This window comes from Actinoplanes missouriensis 431 (assembly GCF_000284295.1).
Taxonomy (GTDB): Bacteria; Actinomycetota; Actinomycetes; order Mycobacteriales; family Micromonosporaceae; genus Actinoplanes; species Actinoplanes missouriensis.
This window is the reverse complement of the sequence record NC_017093.1, coordinates 6,787,993-6,808,517: the sequence shown is the minus strand read 5'-3', so window position 1 is coordinate 6,808,517 and position 20,525 is coordinate 6,787,993. Positions and strand designations below refer to the sequence as shown.

Annotated in this window: 20 protein-coding genes; 4 read left to right on the top strand and 16 right to left on the bottom strand. The window is 71.4% G+C overall.

Features of this window, described 5'->3' with window-relative positions; translation table 11 throughout:
* Positions 1 to 4: 4 nt before the first annotated feature.
* Positions 5 to 676 carry an MBL fold metallo-hydrolase gene (locus AMIS_RS31185; RefSeq protein ID WP_041830172.1) on the top strand — a complete coding sequence of 224 codons (672 nt, stop codon included), beginning with the start codon at positions 5 to 7 and terminating at the stop codon, positions 674 to 676.
* Positions 677 to 699: 23 nt separating this feature from the next.
* Here AMIS_RS31185 and AMIS_RS31180 read toward each other — a convergent pair whose 3' ends face one another.
* From AMIS_RS31180 to AMIS_RS31150, 7 genes are read right to left on the bottom strand one after another with little or no spacing between them, the layout of a single operon-like run.
* Positions 700 to 2,724, bottom strand: a complete 2,025-nt coding sequence (locus AMIS_RS31180) for a PQQ-dependent sugar dehydrogenase (RefSeq protein WP_231859126.1) — start codon at positions 2,722 to 2,724, stop codon at positions 700 to 702.
* Between the two features lie 48 nt (positions 2,725 to 2,772).
* A complete protein-coding gene (locus AMIS_RS31175) occupies positions 2,773 to 3,714 on the bottom strand; it encodes a LamG-like jellyroll fold domain-containing protein (RefSeq protein ID WP_014446436.1) in 942 nt (313 codons plus the stop codon).
* A 10-nt stretch (positions 3,715 to 3,724) separates the two neighbouring features.
* The gene (locus AMIS_RS31170; RefSeq protein WP_014446435.1) at positions 3,725 to 4,474 is read right to left on the bottom strand and encodes an ABC transporter ATP-binding protein; all 750 of its coding nucleotides are present in this window, start codon (positions 4,472 to 4,474) and stop codon (positions 3,725 to 3,727) included.
* Positions 4,464 to 5,201, bottom strand: a complete 738-nt coding sequence (locus AMIS_RS31165; protein ID WP_014446434.1) for an ABC transporter ATP-binding protein — start codon at positions 5,199 to 5,201, stop codon at positions 4,464 to 4,466. The genes AMIS_RS31170 and AMIS_RS31165 overlap by 11 nt, the downstream gene beginning before the upstream one ends.
* On the bottom strand, positions 5,198 to 6,235 hold the full coding sequence (locus AMIS_RS31160; RefSeq protein ID WP_014446433.1) for a branched-chain amino acid ABC transporter permease: 1,038 nt from the start codon (positions 6,233 to 6,235) through the stop codon (positions 5,198 to 5,200). Before AMIS_RS31160 ends, AMIS_RS31165 begins: the two co-directional genes overlap by 4 nt.
* Positions 6,219 to 7,106, bottom strand: coding sequence for a branched-chain amino acid ABC transporter permease (locus AMIS_RS31155; protein WP_014446432.1), 888 nt, complete (start codon positions 7,104 to 7,106; stop codon positions 6,219 to 6,221). The genes AMIS_RS31160 and AMIS_RS31155 overlap by 17 nt, the downstream gene beginning before the upstream one ends.
* Positions 7,107 to 7,113: 7 nt before the next feature.
* Complete coding sequence (locus AMIS_RS31150; RefSeq protein ID WP_014446431.1) at positions 7,114 to 8,286, bottom strand: amino acid ABC transporter substrate-binding protein; 1,173 nt, start codon at positions 8,284 to 8,286, stop codon at positions 7,114 to 7,116.
* A 173-nt stretch (positions 8,287 to 8,459) separates the two neighbouring features.
* Between AMIS_RS31150 and AMIS_RS31145 the strand changes: the two genes are divergently transcribed.
* Positions 8,460 to 9,491, top strand: a complete 1,032-nt coding sequence (locus AMIS_RS31145; protein WP_014446430.1) for a LacI family DNA-binding transcriptional regulator — start codon at positions 8,460 to 8,462, stop codon at positions 9,489 to 9,491.
* Positions 9,492 to 9,493: 2 nt separating this feature from the next.
* On the opposite strand, the gene AMIS_RS31140 is transcribed toward AMIS_RS31145, so the two are convergent.
* From AMIS_RS31140 to AMIS_RS31120, 5 genes are all read right to left on the bottom strand, one after another.
* Positions 9,494 to 10,876 (bottom strand): multicopper oxidase domain-containing protein, encoded by a 1,383-nt coding sequence (locus tag AMIS_RS31140; protein ID WP_014446429.1) that lies wholly within the window; start codon positions 10,874 to 10,876, stop codon positions 9,494 to 9,496.
* Between the two features lie 3 nt (positions 10,877 to 10,879).
* Complete coding sequence (locus tag AMIS_RS31135) at positions 10,880 to 12,067, bottom strand: hypothetical protein (RefSeq protein ID WP_197537979.1); 1,188 nt, start codon at positions 12,065 to 12,067, stop codon at positions 10,880 to 10,882.
* A 14-nt stretch (positions 12,068 to 12,081) separates the two neighbouring features.
* Positions 12,082 to 13,200: a hypothetical protein gene (locus AMIS_RS31130; protein ID WP_014446427.1), complete on the bottom strand. Its 1,119-nt coding sequence runs from the start codon at positions 13,198 to 13,200 to the stop codon at positions 12,082 to 12,084.
* Between the two features lie 136 nt (positions 13,201 to 13,336).
* Complete coding sequence (locus AMIS_RS31125; protein WP_014446426.1) at positions 13,337 to 13,801, bottom strand: hypothetical protein; 465 nt, start codon at positions 13,799 to 13,801, stop codon at positions 13,337 to 13,339.
* Positions 13,802 to 13,806: 5 nt separating this feature from the next.
* A complete protein-coding gene (locus AMIS_RS31120; RefSeq protein WP_014446425.1) occupies positions 13,807 to 15,075 on the bottom strand; it encodes a TIGR04053 family radical SAM/SPASM domain-containing protein in 1,269 nt (422 codons plus the stop codon).
* An 88-nt stretch (positions 15,076 to 15,163) separates the two neighbouring features.
* On the opposite strand from AMIS_RS31120, the gene AMIS_RS31115 reads away from it, so the two are divergent.
* Complete coding sequence (locus tag AMIS_RS31115) at positions 15,164 to 15,607, top strand: hypothetical protein (RefSeq protein WP_014446424.1); 444 nt, start codon at positions 15,164 to 15,166, stop codon at positions 15,605 to 15,607.
* A 79-nt stretch (positions 15,608 to 15,686) separates the two neighbouring features.
* Here AMIS_RS31115 and AMIS_RS31110 read toward each other — a convergent pair whose 3' ends face one another.
* From AMIS_RS31110 to AMIS_RS44730, 3 genes are read right to left on the bottom strand one after another with little or no spacing between them, the layout of a single operon-like run.
* Positions 15,687 to 17,330, bottom strand: coding sequence for a RecQ family ATP-dependent DNA helicase (locus tag AMIS_RS31110; RefSeq protein WP_014446423.1), 1,644 nt, complete (start codon positions 17,328 to 17,330; stop codon positions 15,687 to 15,689).
* A complete protein-coding gene (locus tag AMIS_RS31105) occupies positions 17,327 to 18,277 on the bottom strand; it encodes a TIGR03557 family F420-dependent LLM class oxidoreductase (RefSeq protein ID WP_014446422.1) in 951 nt (316 codons plus the stop codon). The genes AMIS_RS31110 and AMIS_RS31105 overlap by 4 nt, the downstream gene beginning before the upstream one ends.
* Before the next feature lie 16 nt (positions 18,278 to 18,293).
* Positions 18,294 to 18,422: a hypothetical protein gene (locus AMIS_RS44730; protein ID WP_014446421.1), complete on the bottom strand. Its 129-nt coding sequence runs from the start codon at positions 18,420 to 18,422 to the stop codon at positions 18,294 to 18,296.
* A gap of 138 nt (positions 18,423 to 18,560) precedes the next feature.
* Between AMIS_RS44730 and AMIS_RS31100 the strand changes: the two genes are divergently transcribed.
* Positions 18,561 to 20,150, top strand: a complete 1,590-nt coding sequence (locus AMIS_RS31100) for a glycoside hydrolase family 3 protein (protein ID WP_014446420.1) — start codon at positions 18,561 to 18,563, stop codon at positions 20,148 to 20,150.
* Between the two features lie 68 nt (positions 20,151 to 20,218).
* Here AMIS_RS31100 and AMIS_RS31095 read toward each other — a convergent pair whose 3' ends face one another.
* Entirely contained in the window at positions 20,219 to 20,506 is a 288-nt protein-coding gene (locus AMIS_RS31095; RefSeq protein ID WP_014446419.1) for a GNAT family N-acetyltransferase, read from the bottom strand.
* Positions 20,507 to 20,525: the final 19 nt, after the last annotated feature.

Here is a 20,525-nt window from a genome sequence, read left to right as displayed (position 1 = left end):
TCGGGTGCGGGAAGTGGTCGACGGGGTCTTCGAGCTCCCACTGGGATACGTCAACGTGCACGTGGTCGTCACCGACGACGGGCTGGTCCTGGTGGACACCGGCCTGCCGCGCCGGGCGCCGGCCATCGAGCGGGCCCTGAAAGGGATCCGGCGCAGCCTCGGTGAGGTGCGGACCGTGCTGGTCACCCATCACCACCCGGACCACGTCGGCAGCCTGGCCGAGGTGCGCCGGCGCACCGGGGCACGGGTGGTCGTGCACGCGGCCGACGCGCCGCACATCACCGGCGCGTTCCCGGCCCCGCCGCCGGCGGGCCGGCTGGGGAAGCTGGTCAGCAAGCTGATCGGCACGGTCGAGCCGACGAAGGTGGACCAGCTGGTGGGCGACGGCGCCGAGCCGCTCCCCGGTTTCACCGCGCTGCACACGCCCGGGCACACCCGTGGCCATCTGTCGTACCTGCTGGACCGTGCCGGCGGCGTGCTCTTCGCCGGGGACGCGGCCGGCAGCCGCAAGGGGACGGTCGCGCCGCCGCCCGACCTGGTCACCGCGGATCCGGCGGAGGCGCGGGCCAGCCTGGCGCGTCTCGCCGAGAGGGAGTTCGAGCACGCGGTGTTCGGGCACGGCCGGGCGGTGACCGGCCGTGCCGTCGCGCGGTTCCGTGAGGCCGTGGCCGGGTAGACCCACCCGGCCACGGCAGCTCGTCACGGCGCGGGAGTTCCGGTGACCGTGAAGTCCCGGGCCCGCCCGATGTTGTCGAACGACCCGAACCCGACCCGGCCGGAGGCGAACGTCTTGTCCACCGCCGTCATGATCGGATCCTTGCCGCCGTCGACGTAGACGGCGATCTGCCCGCTGGCCGGCAGGTGCTTGACCTTGACGTCGTGCCAGGCGGTGTCGGTGATCGCCGGGTTGGCCCCGCGCGACCGGCCGTTCCACTGGTAGTCGATCCGCTCCCGATCGGCGTTGTTGACCTTGAAGATGCCGTTGTGCGGGTAGATCGTGTTATCGCTGGACAGGTGCGCGTAGTAGAACTGCGTCGGTGACTGGTAGCCGAACACGATGATCACGTCCCGGTTCGACACGTCGACCGGGGTGTCCAGCCGTACCTCCGCGTTCACCTCCACGCTGGAGAACGCCGGGCCCTTGGTCAGCACCGCGTACTCGAACGGCCGCCGCGGCGCGCCCGGGTCGGCGCCGGCCTCGGCGAGGATCAGCTCCCGGCCGGTGAACTGCCACTTCGACGGGGTCACCGGCGCCCAGTTGGCGGCGACGGCGGTCCCGTGCACCCGGTGGTGCCCGACCGGACCGGCGGCGAAGGTCTTCGTGCCGGTCACCTTCCACACCTTGCCGTTCGCCTTGGCCAGGATGTAGAGCTCACCCCGGTTGTCGGTGCCGAACCGAAGGTCCACCCGGTTCGGGTCGCCCGGCGCGCCGGGGCCGGAGAGCTGCTGCATCCGGACCGACTCGCCGGCGGAGTTGAACAGGTGCAGCCGGTGGATGGTGGCCGGCGGGCCACCGCGCTTCATCTCGCTGACCTCGGTGTAGAAGACGTTGCCGGCGACCAGGTCGCCGAAGACGTACTTGCCGCGCAGCGCCGGGATCGCGTGACCCCGGTAGACGAAGCCGCCGGCGACCGCGACACCGACGTCGGAGGTGCAGTTCCAGTCCGGCGCCGGGTTGTGGTCGTACGCGGCGACCGGGTAGACGTACCCGTACTCGGCGTCGTTCTCCGGCAGCGGGTAGAGCCTGTCGCAGACGTTCGTGGCGTTGCGGTCGAAGACGAACGCGCCCTCCCGCTCGCTCCAGCCCATGTTGTCGCCGCGCCGGACCTCGTAGATCGCCTCGATGGTCTTCTCGCCGATGTGGCCGAGGTACATCCGGCCGGTGGCCGGGTCCCAGCTGAACCGGTGCGGGTCGCGGTAACCGTAGGACCAGATCTCGCCGAGCGCCCCGGCCTGGCCGGCGAACGGGTTGTCGGCGGGGATGCCGTACTTGCCGTTGGCCGAGTCGGTGCCGCGCGGGTCGATCCGCAGCAGCTTGCCGTGCGGGATGGCGAGGTTCTGCGGGTCGGTGGTGCGCACGCCGATGCCGCCGTCGCCGACAGCGAGGTACAGCTTGCCGTACTCGGCGGTGCCACGCTTCGCCGTCGGGTTGAAGTTGATCTCCTGAATGCCGTGGATCTGGCCGGCGAAGCCGATTCGCAGCAGCTCACGATGGGTGCCGGCGAACGTGTCGGCAGCCGGGTTCGTGGCGGTCCACTCATTGATCACGCCGTGGAAGAGCGTGGTGCCGGACTGCTCGTAATCCGGTACCGCCGTGGTCAGCGTCGCCTGCTCGGTGTGGATCGTGTAGAACAGGCCGTTCTTCTTGAAGTCGGGGTGGAACGTCACGTACCCGAAGCCCTGGCCCAGGCCCCGGCCGGAGAAGAACTGCGGTGCGAACGTGGCCGCCACGTCGAGGTAGACGTGCGGTACCCCGTTCTTCACCAGGTACAGGTTGCCGTTGAGGTCGGGCACCGCGCGGCGGCCCGAGCCGTCCGGCAGCTCCAGGATCGTGTTGATCCGGGCGATCCGGTTGAGGCGCTGATCGGTCAGCGGCGGGTTGGTGAACGACTGCGGGAACTGCGCGTACTCGTCGAGCACGAGCCCGAGCCGGGACATGACCGGCTCGTTCGGGATCGGGTCGTCGATCGCCTCGGCGGCCATCGCCCGGCCGGGGAAAGCCACCAAAGTGGACAGTAGTAGCAGGATGGGCAGGATGAAGCGGCGCATGAGTTACCCCCGGTTTCTCATGTAGCGGTACTGGTTCGCGACGTCCCGGGCCGTCAGTGAGCGGTCCAGGAACATGAGCGCGTCCATCCGGCAGTCACACGGGTTGCGCTCGACGGTGTTCTGCGGGAAGCTCCCGCCGATCTTGATGCCACGCGGGTCGGTGGCCGTGGTGACGTGCGGGCCGGGACCGCTGACCAGCCACGGGTCGCCGGTCACGGTGTAGAAGCCCTCGACCGGCACGCCGTTGCGGTACAACGCCATCGTCCCGGCGTTGAAGTCGAACGTGGCGGCGAGGTGCACCCACTTGTCCTTGGGCAGCAGGGTCTTCCAGTCCTCGGTCGCCGCGAACGTCTGCGAGGCGCCACCGTCGAGCCGCCTGCCGAGGGCGACCAGCCGCAGCGTGCCCTGCACGTCGATCAGCTCCAGCAGGGCGCGGACGCCGTGCCCGTCGGAGTCGCCGGTCAGCACGCCGGCCAGGCCGATCGCGTTGAACCTGTCGTCCGGCGCCGGGGTGACGGTGTTGAGCAGCGGGCCGTCCATGGAGCGCTTGAACCAGCCCATCACCGTGGTGCCGCCCACGGCGTTGAAGGCCCGCAGCGTGCGCACGCCGGTCGCCGAGTAGACGCCGGCCTTCCAGTCGTCGTTGGTCGTCGCGTCCGGGGTTACCTGCTTCGTCTGCAGGGCCCGCCGGCTGCCCGGGTACGCGTTGTCCGGTATCCGCTGGGCGGCCCCACCGTTGATCAGTTCGATCTCGGTGGAGGACCGGCCCTGGTCCCGTTCGAGGGCCGGATCGTCGGGCATCGGGTGGTCGAAGTCGTAGAACGCGATCAGATCGGAGCGGAGGGACGGATGGACGTCACGCGGGCCTGGATCCCCCGCGTTGACCGGTGTTCCGAGGGCCGCCACCAGGACGGCGGCGACGGTGACTCCTAGGGCTCGTCTCATGGACGACCTTTCAGATCTTCGGTTTTACACCAGGCTCGGCGGGACGGCCGCCGAGATAGAGCTCCCCGAGCTGTGGATCAGCCAGTAGTTCCGAGGCAGGCCCGGAGATGTGCACGCGCCCGAGGTCGAGCACGCACCCGAGGTCCGCGGTCTCCAGCGCGCGGCGGGCGTTCTGCTCGACGAGCAGCACCGCCGTGCCGGCGTCACGCATCCGCACGACCTGTTCGAACACCGTGCCGGTTGCTTTCGGGTCGAGACCCATCGACGGCTCGTCCAGCAGGACGACCTTCGGGTCCACCATCAGCGACCGGGCGAACTCCACCTGTTTCTGCTGCCCGCCGGAGAGCAGACCGGCGAGCGATCCCCAGCGGTCGGCGACCACCGGGAAGACCTCTTTCACGAACGCCACGCGCTTGCTGAGAAGGGCCTTGTCGCGCAGCGTGTACGCGCCGAGCAGCACGTTCTCCTCGACGGTCATCTCCCGGAACACGCTGTGCCCCTGCAGCACCAGCGACACCCCGGCCGCGAGCATGGCCTGCGGCCCCCGGCCGGTGACGTCCTCGCCGCCGACCAGCACCTTCCCGTCCCGGGGTTTGAGCAGGCCACCGGCCACCTTCAGCACGGTGGACTTGCCGGCGCCGTTCGGCCCCACCAGACAGACGATCTTCCCGGCCGGCACCTCGACGCTGAAGCCGCGGAGCACCGGCGCCGCGCGGCCGTAACCGGCGACGATGTCGACGAGAGAAAGCTCAGACGCCAAGGTATGCCCCCAACACGCGCTCGTCCGTCTTGATCACCGACGGCGGTCCCTCGGCGATCGGGCGGCCCCGGTCGAAGACCACGATGTGGTCGCTGATGCTCATGACCAGGTCCATGTTGTGCTCCACGATCACGAAGGTGCGGCCCTCCGCGTTCAGTTCGCGGACCAGCACCCCGATCCGGTCCAGCAGCGCCGGGTTCACCCCGCCGGCCGGCTCGTCGAGCAGCACGGTCGCCGGCTCCGCCATCAGCACGCCCGCCAGTTCGAGAAGTTTCTGCTGCCCCCAGGACATGTCCCGGGCCTCGTTGCCGGCCAGGTGCTCGATGCCGAGCCGGGTCAGCCAGCTCATCGCCCGGTCGATCTCGCTGCGGCGCTTCGCCCCGCGCAGACCCCCGATCAACCCCTTCGGCTGTACGGCGGAGAGCACGTTCTCCAGCGCCGTCATGCGAGGGAAGGTCCGGCAGAGCTGGAAGGTGCGACCGAGGCCGTGCCGGGCGATCCGGTGCGGCGCCTTGCCGGTGATGTCCTTGCCGGCGTAGCTGACCACGCCGCTGTCCGGCTTGATCATGCCGGTCACGCAGTTGAAGAACGTCGTCTTGCCGGAGCCGTTCGGCCCGATCAGCGCGTTCACCTTGCCGTGCTGGAACTCGACGGTGGCGCCGTCCAGCGCGGTCACGCCGCCGAACGCCTTGCGCAGCTCGTGGGTGGCCAGGGAGGTCGCGGTCATCGGGCCGCTCCTTTCGCCTCGGCGAGGCGTTGCTCGCGAAGCTCGGCAGCGCTGACCTCACGGATCGAGGACCGCTTGGTCCGGTCGAAGCGTTTCAGCAGGTCGCCGATGGCCGGCAGGATGCCGTCCGGCATGAAGAGCACCACGAGCGCGAGCAGCAGGCCGGTCGCCACGAGGTGCAGCGGGGTGTCGCCGTACTCGACCTTGAAGTATTCGAGGGCGACGCCCACGATGATCGCGCCGGCGACCGGGCCGAACAGCTGCCGCACCCCGCCCAGCAGCGCCATCAGCACCAGGTAGGAGCCGGTGAGGATGGAGAACTGGAAGACCGGGTCGAGGTCGCCGAACCAGAGCGCGTACAGCCCGCCGGCCAGAGCGGTGAAACCCGCGGAGACCACGAAGACGATCAATTTGTACGCGAAGGTGGCGGTCCCCAGAGCCTCCGCCTTGTCCTCGTCCTCGCGGATCGACTTGAGTCCCAGACCGAACCGGGACCTGTCGATCAGCCACCAGGCCAGCAGCGCCACGGTGACCAGTCCGGCGAAGAGGTAGTAGAAGACCCGGTGGTGCTCGGGCCGGGTCAGGTCGAACGGCCGGGGGACGACGAGTCCGCGCGAGCCCCCGGTGACCGAGGCCCAGCTCTGGAACACCAGCAGGAGGATCAGGACCAGCGCGATCGACACGATGACGAACGACGCCCCCCGTACCCGCAGGGCGGCGAAGCCGATCGGGACCGCGAGGGCCGCGACCGCAGCGGCCCCCGCGAAGAGGGCGAGGAAGGGCGGAAGCCCGCCCTTCGCCACCAGCAGACCGGTGCCGTAGGCGCCCAGACCGGCGAGCGCGCCGTGCCCCAGCGAGATGTAGCCGGTGAAGCCGCCCACGAAGTTCCACGAGGTGGAGAGCGCCGCGTAGTAGAGCACCAGCACGCCGGCCGACAGGATGTACGGGTTCGGCGCGACGCTCGGGAAGGCGAGGACCGCCACCGCGAGCAGGACGATCGCGCCGATCTTGAGGTACCTAGAAGCGTTGAGCAAGGCGGCCTCCGAAGAACCCTTGTGGCCGGAACGCCAGGGTGGCGAAGAGCGCGACGTAGAAGACCGTCTGCGCCCAGGTGGTGCCCATCGGGATCTGGAGCAGGCTCTGCGCCATCCCGAGCACCATCGCCGCGATCGCCGCGCCCGGCACGCTGCCCAGCCCGCCCACCACGATGATCGCCATGAGCGGGCCGATCCAGTGCCAGTGCAGCGACGGATAGATCGTGGTGTCCAGCGACAGCGCGGTGCCGCCGATCGCCGCGGTGGCCAGCCCGATGCCGAAGCCGTAGCCGGCCACCCTCTCGGTGTCGATGCCGAGCAGCCGGGCCGCGTCCCGGTGCTGGATGGTCGCGCGCAGCGCCCAGCCGAAACGGGTGCGCTTCATCAGCAGGTAGAGCGTCGTGAGCGCGACCGCGGCGAGCCCGAACGCGATCAGTTTGACCACCGCGATCCGGGCTCCGAACAGCTCGAGGCTGGCCGACCCGTACCCGAGGTTGATGCGCCGCTGTGTGCCGGTGAACGCGTAGCCGAGCAACCCCTCGATGAGCAGCGCGATCGCGAACGTCAGCAGCACCGACATCATGGTCAGGGTGGCCGGCCGTAACCGGGTGAGCAGGAGACGCTGCAGCCCGACACCGGCGCCGAAGAAGAGCGGAACCGTGACGAGCATCGAGAGCAGCGGGTCGATGCCGGCCCGTTCGTGCAGGTACCACGCCAGGTAGGCGGCGAGGATGAGGAACGCCGAGTGGGCGATCATCACCACCCGCATGATGCCGAAGTAGAGGGTCAGCCCCGAGGCCAGCAGGGCGTAGAGACCGCCCAGCAGCAGGCCCAGCAGGATGCTCTGGAACAGCAGCGCACCGGATGGCATCAGCGCATCACCAGGCCGGCTTCGGGTAGAGGAACTCGGCCTCCTTGACGTCCTCCGGCAACACGATCTTGATGTCGCCGTCGATCCACTGCTGGATCATGTGCGCGCCCTTCGGCTTGCCGGTCTCGTCCCAGCTGAGCGGGCCGACCACGGTGTCCACCGTGTTGGCGCGCACCCAGTCGACCAGTTTCTGCTGGCACTCGCCCTGCTCGGCGCAGCCGACCGCGGTCACCGCGGCGGCCACCACCTGACCGGTGGTGTACCCGTTCGCCTGGTCCTCCTCGGGCGCCTTGCCGAACTGGGCCGTGTACTTCTCGACGAACTCCTTGTTGCTCTCGTACGGCGCGTCCTGGCTGTAACCGGTGGGGGAGAGCACGCCCGCGGTCTTGTTGCCGATCGCCGAGGCGAACTCCGGGTTGGTCGGCGCGGTGGAGAACGCGGCCAGTTCCGGCTGGTAGCCCAGCTGCTGGAGGGCCACGATCAGGTTCACGCCGTCCTGGTACTGCGAGCCGCCGACCAGCACGTCCGCCTTCGAGTCGGCGATCTTGGCGGCGATGCCGGAGAAGTCCGTGGTGTTCGGCGGGTAGACCTCGTTCACCACCGTCTTGACGCCACCGGCCTCCAGCTTCTCCTTGAGGCCGTACGCCGTGCCCTGCGCGAACGGGTCGTCCATCGCCGCGTAGGCCGCGGTCTTGGGCCGCTGGTCGGCCGGCATCGCCAGGATCTTCTCGGCGAGGTGGTTGTAGTGGTCGTTGGCGACCGCGGGCGCGGCGTAGAAGAGGTTCTTGAAGCCCTGCTCGAACACCTCCTTGGCGGCGCCGGCCGGCTCGACGAAGAGCATGTCGTACTCCTCGGCTACGCGGGCCGAGGGCACCACGAGGCGGGTCGAGAACGGGCCGAAGACCAGGTCGACCTCGTCCTTGCCGATCAGTTGCTCGTAGTCGGCGACGACCCGGTCCGCATTGGACTGGTCGTCGAGGATCTTCAGCTCCACCTGGCGGCCGAGCAGGCCGCCCTTCTCGTTGATGATCTTCTGCCAGGCTTCGTAACCCTGCTGGACGCCCTTGCCGGGCTCGGAGAAGTCACCGGTCAGCGGGAGGGAGACGCCGATGACGATCGGGTCGCCGTCCTGGGTGTCGCCACCGTCGCTGCTGCCGCAGGCGCCGAGTGTGACAATCATGGTCGCAGCCAGGGAGTATGCGGAGATTCGTGCGCGGAAAGACGTGGTCGGCATCCTCGGACGCTCCTTCGGGCCGAGTACGAAAGCGCTTCCGTAAGCGCTTGCGTACTCTATGCTGTGACATCAATCACGGGCAATACCTTTGTTCAGTTGGCAGAGCTGGGGAGTCGACGATGCCGAAACCGGGCCCCGGGCTGCGCCTCATCGACGTCGCTGAGCGCGCGGGAGTCTCACTGGCCACGGCCTCGCGGGCGCTCGCCGGGCGCGAGGGTGTGAGCGAGGAGGTCGCCAACCGTGTCCGCCAGGTGTCCGCCGAGCTCGGGTACGTCGCGAACCCGTACGCCCGGACCCTGGCCGGCGGGTCCAGCTCCACCGTGGGGCTGATCGTGCACCAGGTCGACGACCCGTACTTCTCCGAGATCGCCGGCGGCGTCATCCAGCTCGCCGGTGAACAGGGCCTGCTCGTGCAGATCTGCCACTCCGGGCGCGATCCCGAGCACGAGCTGCGGCAGATCCGGAACCTGATCGCCCAGCGGGTCGGGATCATCATCGTGGCCGGCTCCGGGTACGGCGATCCGCGGGTGGAGGCCGAGGCCCGCACGGTCCTGGCGGGTTACCAGCACGCGGGCGGCCGGGTCGCGGTGATCGGCCGGCACGCGCTCGGCGCCGACGCGGTGCTGCCCGACAACGAGGCCGGCGGCCGCGCGCTCGGCGAGCATCTGCTCGGGCTCGGTCACCGCCGGATCGCCCTGGTCGCCGGCACCCCGGAGCTGAACACCGTGATCGACCGGATGGCCGGGGTGGCCGCCGCGCTGCACGCCGCCGGTCTCTCCCTCGACGACATGCCGATCGTGCACACCGACTTCGTCCGCGAGGGCGGCCGGGTCGCCACCGAGAAGATCCTCGAGGAGCACCCGGACACCACGGCGATCATCGCGCTCAACGACGCGATGGCGATGGGCGTGCTCGCCGTCCTCCGCGAGCGCGGCATCCCGGTGCCCGGCCGGATGTCCGTGGTCGGCTTCGACGACGTCTCGGTCGCCGGCGACCTGGCGCCCAGCCTCACCACCATCCGGCTCCCGATGCCGGACATGGGGCGGATGGCGCTCGAGCTGGCGCTGAAACCGCCGACCAGCCGCCCGCGCAGACGGCCGACCGGCCAGCAGCTGATCGTCCGCAACTCCACCGGCCCGGCACCGGCCTGACCTCAGCGCACCGCGACGACGCCGCGGGCGCCGCGTTCGGCGTCGACCATCACGTGGCTGACGAACGGGTAGTCGCCGGCCTCCGGGAGCACCGTCTCGACGAACCCGCCCGCGGCCGGTACCAGGTCGAGCACCTGCGCTCCACCGGCGTCGCCGGGTCGTAGCTGCCAGCGTCCTTCGCGGTAGACGGTGTCGAACTGGCCGCCGACGACGTGGAAGGCGCTGGTGCGGTTCGGCCCGGCGTTGAGGACCCAGAACCGGATCCGGTCGCCGGCGCGGGCGGGCAGCGGCCGGTGGGCGTACTGCGCGACGTAGCCGTTGAACACCACGGCGTCGGGCTGTTCGGCCTGCATCGTGGCGAGGTCGCCGGGCTGGGAGTCCGCGCCGAGGTAGAGCTCGGACTGCACCAGGACGTACTCCCGGTCCACCGGGGCGAGACCCGGCGGGTCGATGATCACGGCGCCGTACATGCCGTTGCCGATGTGGTGCAGCATCGGCATCGTCGAGCAGTGGTACATCCAGATGCCGGCTTTGGTGGCGGTGAACCGGTAGACGAGTCGTTCGCCGGGGTTGATCGGCCGCATCGGCTGGTCCGGGGCGAGCGCGCCGGCGTGGAAGTCGATGCCGTGGTCGAGGCTGCCGTCGTTGATCAGGGTGATCTCGAACGTGTCGCCGATCCGGCCGCGCAGCACCGGGCCGGGCGCGGTCCCGCCGAACGTCCACAGCTGTTGCCGCACGCCGGGGGCGACCTCCCGCTGAACCTCCTGGACGTGCAGGTCGAGCCGGTGCACCCGGCCGGTGGGGGAGACCGGCGCGGTGGCGTCCCGGGCGGTGAACCCGGCCGCCGGGGTCGCCATCGCGTCGATCGACGGCGTGTGCCCGGCATGCTCGTCACCGTCACCGTCACCGTCACCGTCGCGGGTGACGCCGGCAGCCGTGGACGCCGGCCCGGTCGTGGTGATGGTGAGGACCATGCCGGCCTGCCGGTGCCCGGGCAGTGAGCACCAGCCGTCGACGGTGGTTCCGATGATCCCGGCGTCGAGGCGGGCGGTGGCGTCCGGGCCGATCGTGTCCGTCCGGGCACCGGTCCCGAGGACCAGGTCGTGGCGGCGCGAGTCGCGGTTGGTCAGCTCGATGACCAGCCGGTCACCGGCCGGGACGGTGATGCTGCCGGGGTGGAACCGCATCCCCTCGGCGGTGACCGCGACGGTCGTGGTGTGGCCGGTCGCTGTCACTCCCGCGACGGCGGACACCGGCGCCGGCCCCGCACCGGTGAGCCGCTGAGCGGCGGCGCCGACCAGGACGGCGACCAGGACGAGCGCCAGACCGGTGGCGAGCCCGCCCAGATGCGCGAGCGGCCGGGCCGGGGCGGGAGTGTCGGGCACGGGTTACCTCCGGGCGGTGTGGAGCACGCGGGCGGCGGCGCCGAGGAACTGCACGAGCGCGGCCAGGACCAGCAGAGACGTGGTGATCCGCACGTACGGGCCGACCGGCAGCAGGAAGACGGCCAGCGCGACATTGGACATGCTCACCCGCTGGGCCGCGTGCCGGTCCAGGATCGCGGTGCGGTGCCGGACCGCTGACGGGCCGCCGCCCAGCGCCATCGGCAGCAGGTAGGCCAGCGAGCCGAGCAGCACCTGAGCGACGAACCCGGCGAGGAAGGGCGTCAGCGTCGTGCTGAACCGATCCGCGGCCTGCGCCGAGGAATTCGCGGTGAGCAGGATCCGGGCGTCGAGCAGCAGGGCGGCGAACAGCCAGCCGCCGGCGGCGGCGATGGACCAGGCGGCGAACGAGGCCGGCGGCTTGGCCCGCCCGGCCCGCCACGCCGGTACGGCTGTCAGCCCGGCCGCCACCGTGAACAGCAGCAGGCCGCCGGCGGCGAGCACCGGCCACCAGGCCAGCAGCCCGGCGGCCAGCACGACCAGGCCGGTCACCGCGGCCGGGAGCGCGGTACGGCTGGCCGCCACCGCCCCGTCGGCGATCCGGGTGCGCAGCACCGTGGGCCAGAACGTGAGCAGGGTGCCGAGCACCGTCAGCGTGACCCAGCCGAGCAGGTTGACATGGGCGTGGAACAGCAGCAGCCGCGGACGGGTGTCGTCGTCGACGACGAGCATCCACGCGCCGGCGGGGATACCGGTGAGCAGCGCCGTAGCGGCCGCCAGGTAGTAGCGCACCGTGACGGCGAACCGGGACGGGACGGCCCGACGCAACCGCCGGGCCAGCCAGATCAGCTGGGACAGCACCGCGGCGAAGACCGCGACCGCGCCGGCCACACCGAGCCAGGGCCGGTCGGTGACGCCGGCGGCCAGCACCGCCACCACCCCGGCGTTGTGCACGGCCAGCTGGGCGACGTCGGCGCGGCGGTGCGCCGGGGCGGGCAGCCGCAGGATGGCGGAGGTGAAGTGGGCGCTCCACACCAGCACGGCGTTGGTGACGGCGCCGAGCAGCAGCAGATGCATCGCCAGCCATCGCCAGGCCGGCAGCCACGGGTGCGCCAACGCGACGATCACCAGCCCGGCCAGGTACGCCAGCGGCACCAGCGCGGCGCGGCGATGCCATCGGGCGCGCTCGCTCACCGGTGACAGCGTGGTCATGACAGCGCCGGGGCCGGGCGGCGGCTCGCGCGCCCCCGGGTCAGCGACAGGCCGGCGGCGCAACCGGCGAAGCCCACGACGGCCGCCACGTTCACCACCCCGGCCCATCGCCACACCGGCTCGGCGCCGAGACCGTCACCCGCGCCGATCCGGACCAGCAGCGACACGTGCAGCACCGCGAGGGGCACGTACAGCAGGCGGTGGTAGGGCAGCGGGCGGCGCAGCACCGCCGGCAGGATCACCGGCGCGTGCACGAAGATCATGGACATGGTGAAGCCGAGGAACACCGCGTGCAGCACCGCGTCGTAGCGCGGCCCGTCCAGCACCGTGCCGCCACCGGCCCACAGCAGTCCGGCCAGCGCCAGCCACGCGTACCCGGCCAGCAGCCCGATCGCGATGTAGCGGGGCAGGCCGGTCGCGTGCACGGTCCGCCGGGCCACGTCGAACACGGCGAGCCAGCCGGTGACGGCCAGCAGGCCGAAACCGAACAGGTGACCGCCCGCGGCCGGGGACACCGTGGTCGCGGTGGCACCGGCCACGAGCACGAGCAGCGCGGCGAGCAGCAGCTGCGGGGCGTTCGCGGCGCGCAGCCCGACGTGCGCCAGCTCCAGCCGTTCTCCAGCGATCGTGGCGATCACGAACACGGCCAGCCAGGGCACCGTCTCGGCGACGGTGAAGCCGGCCAGCAACAGCAGCGTCGACGCGTACCAGGCGAACGCCCCGGCGACCTGGGCGAGCAGCGCGATGCCGGGCTGCCGCTGCCACAACGAGCGGTAGACGACGAGCAGGATGGTCGCGGCGAGCATCATCAGGCCGTACCCGATGGGTCCGGGGCCGTCGATGATCAGCACGATGGCGCCCGCGCCGGAGCAGGCCGGGCCGAGCAACGCCCATCGGGCGCCGAGGGCGACCGCCCGCTCCAGCCCGATCAGCGTGCCGGCGAACCCGAACACCATCACCGGCCCGTGCACCCGCTCCAGCGAGCCGACCGGGGCCGGCATCGGCACGGCCAGCAGCAGCAACCCGGCATACAGGCCGGCGATCAGCGCGAGCCCGCCGGCCAGCAGGACCGGTAGCCGCCAGGCGACCGGCACGCGCGACGCGGCATTTCCCATGTCCCCATTGGCCCATGATCAGCCACGCGCCGGCGTCTGCCGGAGGTCACCGGTCCGGCGGGACGAAGGTCCCGGGCCACCCTCGGCAGCCGGGGCCGGTGGCGCGACCGCGGCGTGAAGGTCCGGATGACCGGACTCATCCCAGTTGGAGGGTGACCGCCAGGAACGCCGCTCCCACCGTCAGGAACAGCGCGCCGAGACCCATCACCAGCAGCGTGACCTGCCACGCCTGGTAGGCGCCGAGAAGCGCGCCGCGCAGGCTCTGCCCCATGAACGCGGTCTCCCGCAGCCGGGCCAGCTTCTCGTCGTGGCCGGCCCTCATGCACTCGTCGGCGATCTCCGCGTAGCTGCGGCCGCCGGTGGCCTTCGCGACGTTGGCGGCGATCATCTCGGAGTAGGCGCGGGCCTGCACGCCGGTGCGCACGTCGGCGCCGGCGAACCGGGCCAGGCCGGCGGGGAGCCGGTCGCCGGCCGGGAAACTGATGTGCTGCCGCGCCAGTTCCCGGCCGACGTCACGGCGTCCCGCCCAGCCTTGGGCGATCATGACGAGACCGGCGAGGATCAGGACCAGGGCGAGCAGGCTGAGGACAAGAGAGAGCATGCGGCTCAGCGTGCGGCAGCGGATCCGTCACGGGCAGGGTCCGGCGACCATGATCGGGACGGACCAAAGCCCAGGGCCGCCAGGTCGTCGGGGTAGGGGAACGAGCCCGGCTGATATCCGCAGGCGGGCTCCTCCGCGTACACGTCGCCGGTCGTCGCGTACGCCCGGGCCCGGGATCCGCCGCACACCTCGCGGAACTCGCACGCGCCGCACCGGCCCCGCAGCGACTCGGTGTCGCGCAGCCCGGTGAAGAGCGGCGCGGTCCGGTAGATGCGCGTCAGTGGCTGCTCGCGGACGTTGCCGGCCGGCACCGGAAGAAAACCACTCGGGTGTACGTCGCCGCGGTGCGACACGAACACGAACCCGTTGCCGGCGCTGACCCGCAGAGGCGGGCGGCGCACCCGCCGCGTCTCGGCGAACAACCCCCGTTCCTCGAACCGCTGCCGGAGCCGGTGATACAGCGGCCCCAGCCCGAGCGCGTCCGCCGCCGGCACCCCGTGCCGTTCCAGGATCTGCCGCTGCAGGCAGACCCGGCGGAAGTGGTGTGCCTCGGTGGTCTTCACCGGCACCGTCTCGCCGAGGTCGTACAGCGCGTGCAGCACGTCCTCGGTCCCGGCGGCGTCCAGGCCCGCCAGGGCGCGTCCCCGGCCGGTCGCCACCAGGAAGAAGACGCTCCACAGCATCGCGCCGCGATCCCGGATCAGCGTGGCGATATCGGGCAGCTCCATCACGGTGTCCCGGGTGACGGTGGTGTTGATCTGCACCTTCAGGCCGAGTTCGGACGCGTCCCGCCAGGCCCGCACGGTCAGCGCGAAGACCCCGCCGACGCCCCGGAAGCCGTCGTGGGCGGCCGGACCGGCGGCGTCCACACTCAACGAGATCGCCCGGGCGCCGGCGTCCCGCAGCTCGGCGAGCGCGTCCCTGGTCAGCGTCGGCGTCCCCGACGGGGAGACCGACACGGTCAGCCCCAGTTCCGTGCCGCGCCGGACCAGCTCCGCCAGATCGGGCCGCTGGAACGGGTCCCCGCCGGTGATGACGAACAGCGGCGCCGGTCTGCCGAACGCGGCGACCTGGGCCATCAGCCCGGCCGCCTCGGCGGTGGACAGCTCACCGGCGTCCCGCAGCGGGCGCGCCGACGCGCGGCAGTGCAGGCAGGCCAGCGGGCACGCCTGCGTCGCCTCCCAGATCACGATGAACGGGCGGTCGCCGCTATCGTGCCGGGGGACCCGCACACCACGCCGGTCCTTCGTGGTGACTTCAGTTCGTTGATCCACCTGTGCCAGCCTGGTCCGGCCCGGCGCTGCCCGGTAGGGACCTCCAGCCCTGTTCAGGTGACCGGAGGCGGCGGAGAAAGGAGCTTCGATGCCCGACCTGATCGAGCGGCTGGAGACCGAGGTCCTGGTCGACCACGGCACCTTCGACCTCATCGACGACAGCGGCGACCAGCACGCCGGCCCGGACCCCGCCTCCTGGCTGCAGGCCGGCCGCAACATGATCACCGTGGTGAGCGCGTCCACCCGCCACCACGTCGCCGCCGTCACCGTGGAGGCCTGGAGCGCCGAGCCGCCGCCCGCCGACGGCTGGGGCGATCCCGAGGAGGCGAAGGTGCTGCTGGACAGCGGCTGGCTGGAGATCAACCCGCTGGTCGACGCGGAGGACGCCGACGACATCACGGTCGGTGCGGCGGGCGCCTACCGGGTTCGCGCCTATGTCACCGGGCGCGCCGAGCTGCTGGCGTCCACTCCTGCGCCGGATGTGGAGTTGCGCGGCGTCGAGCGCTATCTGCTGCAGTTCTGGCCGGAGTGACTACCGCAGCAGATCCGCGACGGCGGGCTCGAGCCGCGGGTGCTCGGTACATGTCCGCATGTCCGGAAATCCGCGCGTGCTACGCCGGCTCCAGAAGCTTCTGCTCGACCACGACGGGGACGGACAGGGTCTTGTAACCGACGGTGTCGAAGAGGACGGTCATCCTCTCCTCCTCGTAGTTCATCACCATGCCGGTGCCCCACTCGCCGTGCCGGACGTGGCTGTGCACCGGGAACGGGCCCTCCTCCTCCGCCGCGTCGACCTCGGCGGCGCTGCCGTCGGCGCAGTTGTCGCAGTGGCCGCACGGGCGCTTCTGGTCCTCGCCGAAGTAGGCGAGCAGCGTCTCGGTGCGGCACTGCCGGGATTGTGCGAAGGCGCGCATCATGTCAGTTCGCGAGCCGACCACCAGCTGCTGGCGCTCGTACTCCTCGATCGCGGCCTCGGCGGCCTCCGCCGGCAGCGGCGCCCGCGCGGGCACGGTCAGCTTGTTGCGGGCGCCGGTCCGCACCGCGCCCACCTGTTCCAGAAGGTTCAGGTACTGCCCGATCTTGCGCGGGCCGAGCCCGGTCGCCTTCTGCAGCGCGGTCTTCGTCTGCGGGCCCTGGTGCAGGGCCGCGGCGAGCTCCTGCAATTCGTCCGCATCCGGCGAGCCGCCGTTGAAGAAGCGCTGGATGGCCTCGTCCTCGGAGCGCCAGAGCAGGACGGCACGGCCCGGTTCGCCGTCCCGGCCGGCTCGGCCGATCTCCTGGAAGTAGCTGTCCGGGGAGTCCGGCAGCGCCACGTGCGCGACCCAGCGGATGTTCGGCTTGTCGATGCCCATGCCGAACGCCGAGGTCGCCACCATGATGTCGACCTTGTCGTCGGTGAAGTCGCGGTGCCGCTGCTCGCGCAGGCCCGCGGCCATCCCGCCGTGGTAGAACTCGGCGGGGTATCCGGCCTCGGTGAGCCGCCCGGCGAGTTCCTCGGCGGCCCGGCGGGTCGGCACGTAGATGATGCCCGGCCGCTGCTCCACGTCGAGCATGGTGGTGAGGCGCCGCCACCGGTAGTCCTCGTCGGGGCAGTAGGCGACCTCGAGGAACAGGTTGCGCCGGTCCAGGCCGGACACGTGGATCTCGGGGTCGCGCAGCCGCAGCCGCGCGATGATGTCGTCGCGGACCGGCGGTGACGCGGTCGCGGTGAGCGCCAGGACCGGCGGCCGCCCGAGCTGCTTGATCATGTCGCCGAGGGCGAGGTAGTCGGGCCGGAAGTCGTGGCCCCAGGCCGAGATGCAGTGCGCCTCGTCGACGGCGACCAGGCCGGGCTCGAGCGCGCGCACCTCGGCGAGCCGCTCGGGGTCGCTGAGCTGCTCCGGCGTGATGAACAGGAACTCAGCCCGGCCGTCGCGGATCTCCTCGATCGCCTCGCGCTGCTGTGCCGGTGTCTCGGCCGAGCTCACCCGGACCGCACGGATCTTCGGGTCGTCCCGCTCGTTGAGTGCGGCGATCTGATCCTGCTGCAGGGCGAGCAGCGGCGAGATCACGACGGTCGGGCCGGGCAGCAGCACGGCCGGGATCTGATAGATCGCCGACTTGCCGGCGCCGGTGGGCAGGACAACGAGCGCGTCGTTGCGGCGCAGCACGGCACGCATCGGCTTGAACTGCCCGGGCCGCAGCGACGGCCACCCGAAGTGCTTGCGGGCGACCTTGCGCAGCCGCGGCCCGTAGACGGGGATGTCCAGTCTCATGCGAGCTTCGGCAGGATCTCGCGGGCGTACAGGTCGAAGAGGCCCTGGTAGTGCGGCCCGGTGTTGGCCACGTAGATCTCGTCGAAGCCGGCGTCGGCGTACTTCTTGATCATCTCGAGGTGCTTCTCCGGGTCGTTGCCGCAGACGAAGCTCTCCTTGAGCATGTCCGGCGTGACCAGCTGCGACGCCTGCTCGAAGTGCTTGGGCGAGGGGAGCACCTGGGAGAGCTCGCCGGGCACGCCCGCGTTCGGCCACTTCTCGTACGCGATCCGGGCGCCCTCGTCCTCGCTCTCGGCGAACGCGGCCTTGAACCCGGCCTGGCAGGTCCGGTCGCCACCGCCCTGCGAGCGGAACTGCTTGACCATGTCGCCGTCCGGCATCGTGCTGACGTAGCCCTCGCCGATCCGGGCCGCCACCTCGATCGCCTTCGGCCCGAACCCGGAGACCAGGATCTCGACCGGCTTCTCCGGCAGGGTGTAGACCCGGGCGTTCTCGACCGTGTAGTGCTTGCCCCGGTACGAGACGACGCCGCCCTTCCAGAGCTCGCGCATGATCTCGACGGCCTCCTCCAGCATCTCCAGCCGGACGTCGGCCTCGGGCCAGGCGTCACCGAAGATGTGCTCGTTGAGGGCCTCGCCGGTGCCGACGCCGAGCCGGAACCGGCCGCCGGTGAGCACCGCGCTGGTGGCCGCGGCCTGGGCGATCACCGCCGGGTGGATGCGGACGGTCGGGCAGGTGACCGCGGTGGTGATGTCGAGGCCGGTGGCCTGGCTGAGTGCGCCGATCATGGACCAGACGAAGGCGCTCTGCCCCTGGGCGTCCACCCACGGGTGGTAGTGGTCGGAGATCCACAGGGCCGAGAAACCGGCCCGCTCCGCGCCCTTGGCCTGTTCGATCAGCTCGGCCGGCGAGTACTCCTCGCTCGACAGGAAGTATCCGATGCGCATGGGCCGCCCGTTACCCCTATTTGCCGCCGAACATGCGGCGGATCGCCCAGAGCAGGAAGAGGACGGCCAGAGCGACGCCGAGCAGACGGACCGCGTGGATCTCGGACCAGTCGATGCCGGTCGCCGCGAGGGGGGTGTACGGCACGCCCGGAGTTTACCGGGACGGTGCCACAGCTAATAGAAAGGTTTGTTGACTAATCGCGGATCGGGTGTGAGCATGGGTCCCCGGACAGGGAGAACGTTCACATAGGCGTTCGTCAATGCATCGGAGGTACGGGGGCGCATGTCCATTCACGGCGAACTGCCGGAACTCGCCGCTGCTGTCATGCAGCCGGGTTTCGTCGGCACATCCGCACCGGACTGGGTCCGCCGCTGGCTCGGTGCCGGGCTGGGCGGTGTCGCCCTCTTCGCCCGCAACGTCGAGTCTCCGGTCCAGGTCGCGGCGCTCACCGCGCAGCTGCGGGCCGAGCACCCGGACGTGATCGTGGCGATCGACGAGGAGGCCGGTGACGTCACCCGGTTCGAGTCACGGCACGGCAGCTCCCGCCCGGGCAACCTGGCGCTGGGCGCGATCGACGATCCGGAGCTGACCGAGGCGGTCGCCCGCGACCTGGGACGCGACCTCGCGGACGCCGGCATCACGCTCGACTACGCGCCCGACGCAGACGTCAACAACAACCCCGCAAACCCGGTCATCGGGGTACGGGCGTTCGGGGCTGACCCGGAACTGGCGGCCCGGCACACCGCGGCGTTCGTCCGGGGTCTTCAGGAGTCCGGTGTGGCCGGGTGTGCCAAGCACTTCCCGGGTCACGGCGACACCAGTGTCGACTCGCACCACGACGTGCCGCTGATCGCCCGGAGCCGGGCCGAGCTGGACGCGGGCGAGCTGGTCCCGTTCCGGGCGGCGATCGCGGCCGGCGCGAAGGCGGTGATGACCGGTCACCTGCTGGTCCCGGCGTACGACCCGGAACTGCCGGCCACGCTGAGCCGGCGGATCCTGGCCGGCCTGCTCCGCGAGGAGCTCGGGTTCCAGGGCGTGATCGTCACCGACGCCATCGAGATGCAGGGCGTCAGCCGCCGCTTCGGCCTGGCCGGCGCCGCGGTCCGCGCCCTCGCCGCGGGAGTGGACGCGATCTGCGTCGGCGGCGAGAACGCCGACGAGCAGACCGCGATCGAGCTACGGGACGCGATCGTGGCCGCGGTGCGCAGCGGAGACCTGCCCGAGGAGCGGCTACGGGACGCGGTCGCCCGGGTCCGTTCCCTCGCCGCCTGGACCACCCGGCGGCAGACCGAGACCGGCGCGCGGGCCATCGCGGACGCCGCGGCCGAGCCCGGCGTGGCGGTCCTCGCGGCGCCGCCGGCCGCCCGCGGCTCGGCCGTCGGCCTGGCCGCCGCCCGCCGCGCGATCAAGGTGACCGTCGCCGAGGGCGGTCCCGAGCTGCCGGTGACAGGCGCCCCGCACGTGGTCGAGTTCGCCCCGGCGCGCAACATCGCGATCGGCAGCGAGACGCCGTGGGGCCTGGGCGCGCCGCTGGCCGGCCTGCTGCCGGGCACCACCTCGCGCCGGCTGACCGCCGACGACCTGGACGGGCTCGCCGACCGCGCCGAGCCGGTGCTGGCCGGCGCCGATGACCGCCCGCTCGTGCTGGTGGTCCGGGACGTGCACCGGCACCCGTGGATCGCCGACACGCTGAGCGCGGTGCTCGCCGTCCGGCCGGACGCGATAGTGGTCGAGATGGGCATCCCGGCCGAGGTCACCGGGGGAGTCCACATCGCCACCCACGGCGCCACCCGCGCCCTCGGGCTGGCCGCCGCCGAGCTGATCGCCGGCCCGAACGTCCCGGCCCCCGCGGCCGAACCGGTGGCTGCCTGACCCCGGTGCGCTGATCGACCCTGGTGCACCGATCAACCCCGGTGCACCGATCAACCCTGGTGCACCGGTTAACCCCGGTGCACCAGGTCGGCGTACTCCGGGTGCTCGCCGATGTACTTGGCGAAGAACGGACAGGACGGGACGACCGTGCCGCCACGGGCACGGATCTGATCCAGGGTCTGGCGGGCCAGCTCGCTCGCCAGACCACGGCCCTGCATCTCGGGCGCGGTCTCGGTGTGCAGGATGATCACCGTGTCGCCACGGGTGTGGTAGACGGCCAGGGCGCCCACCTCGCCGTCGACGAGCAGTTCGAACCGGCGTGCCGCGGGGTTGTCACGGACCTCGAAGTCGCTCACTCGATCAGCTTAGATTTGC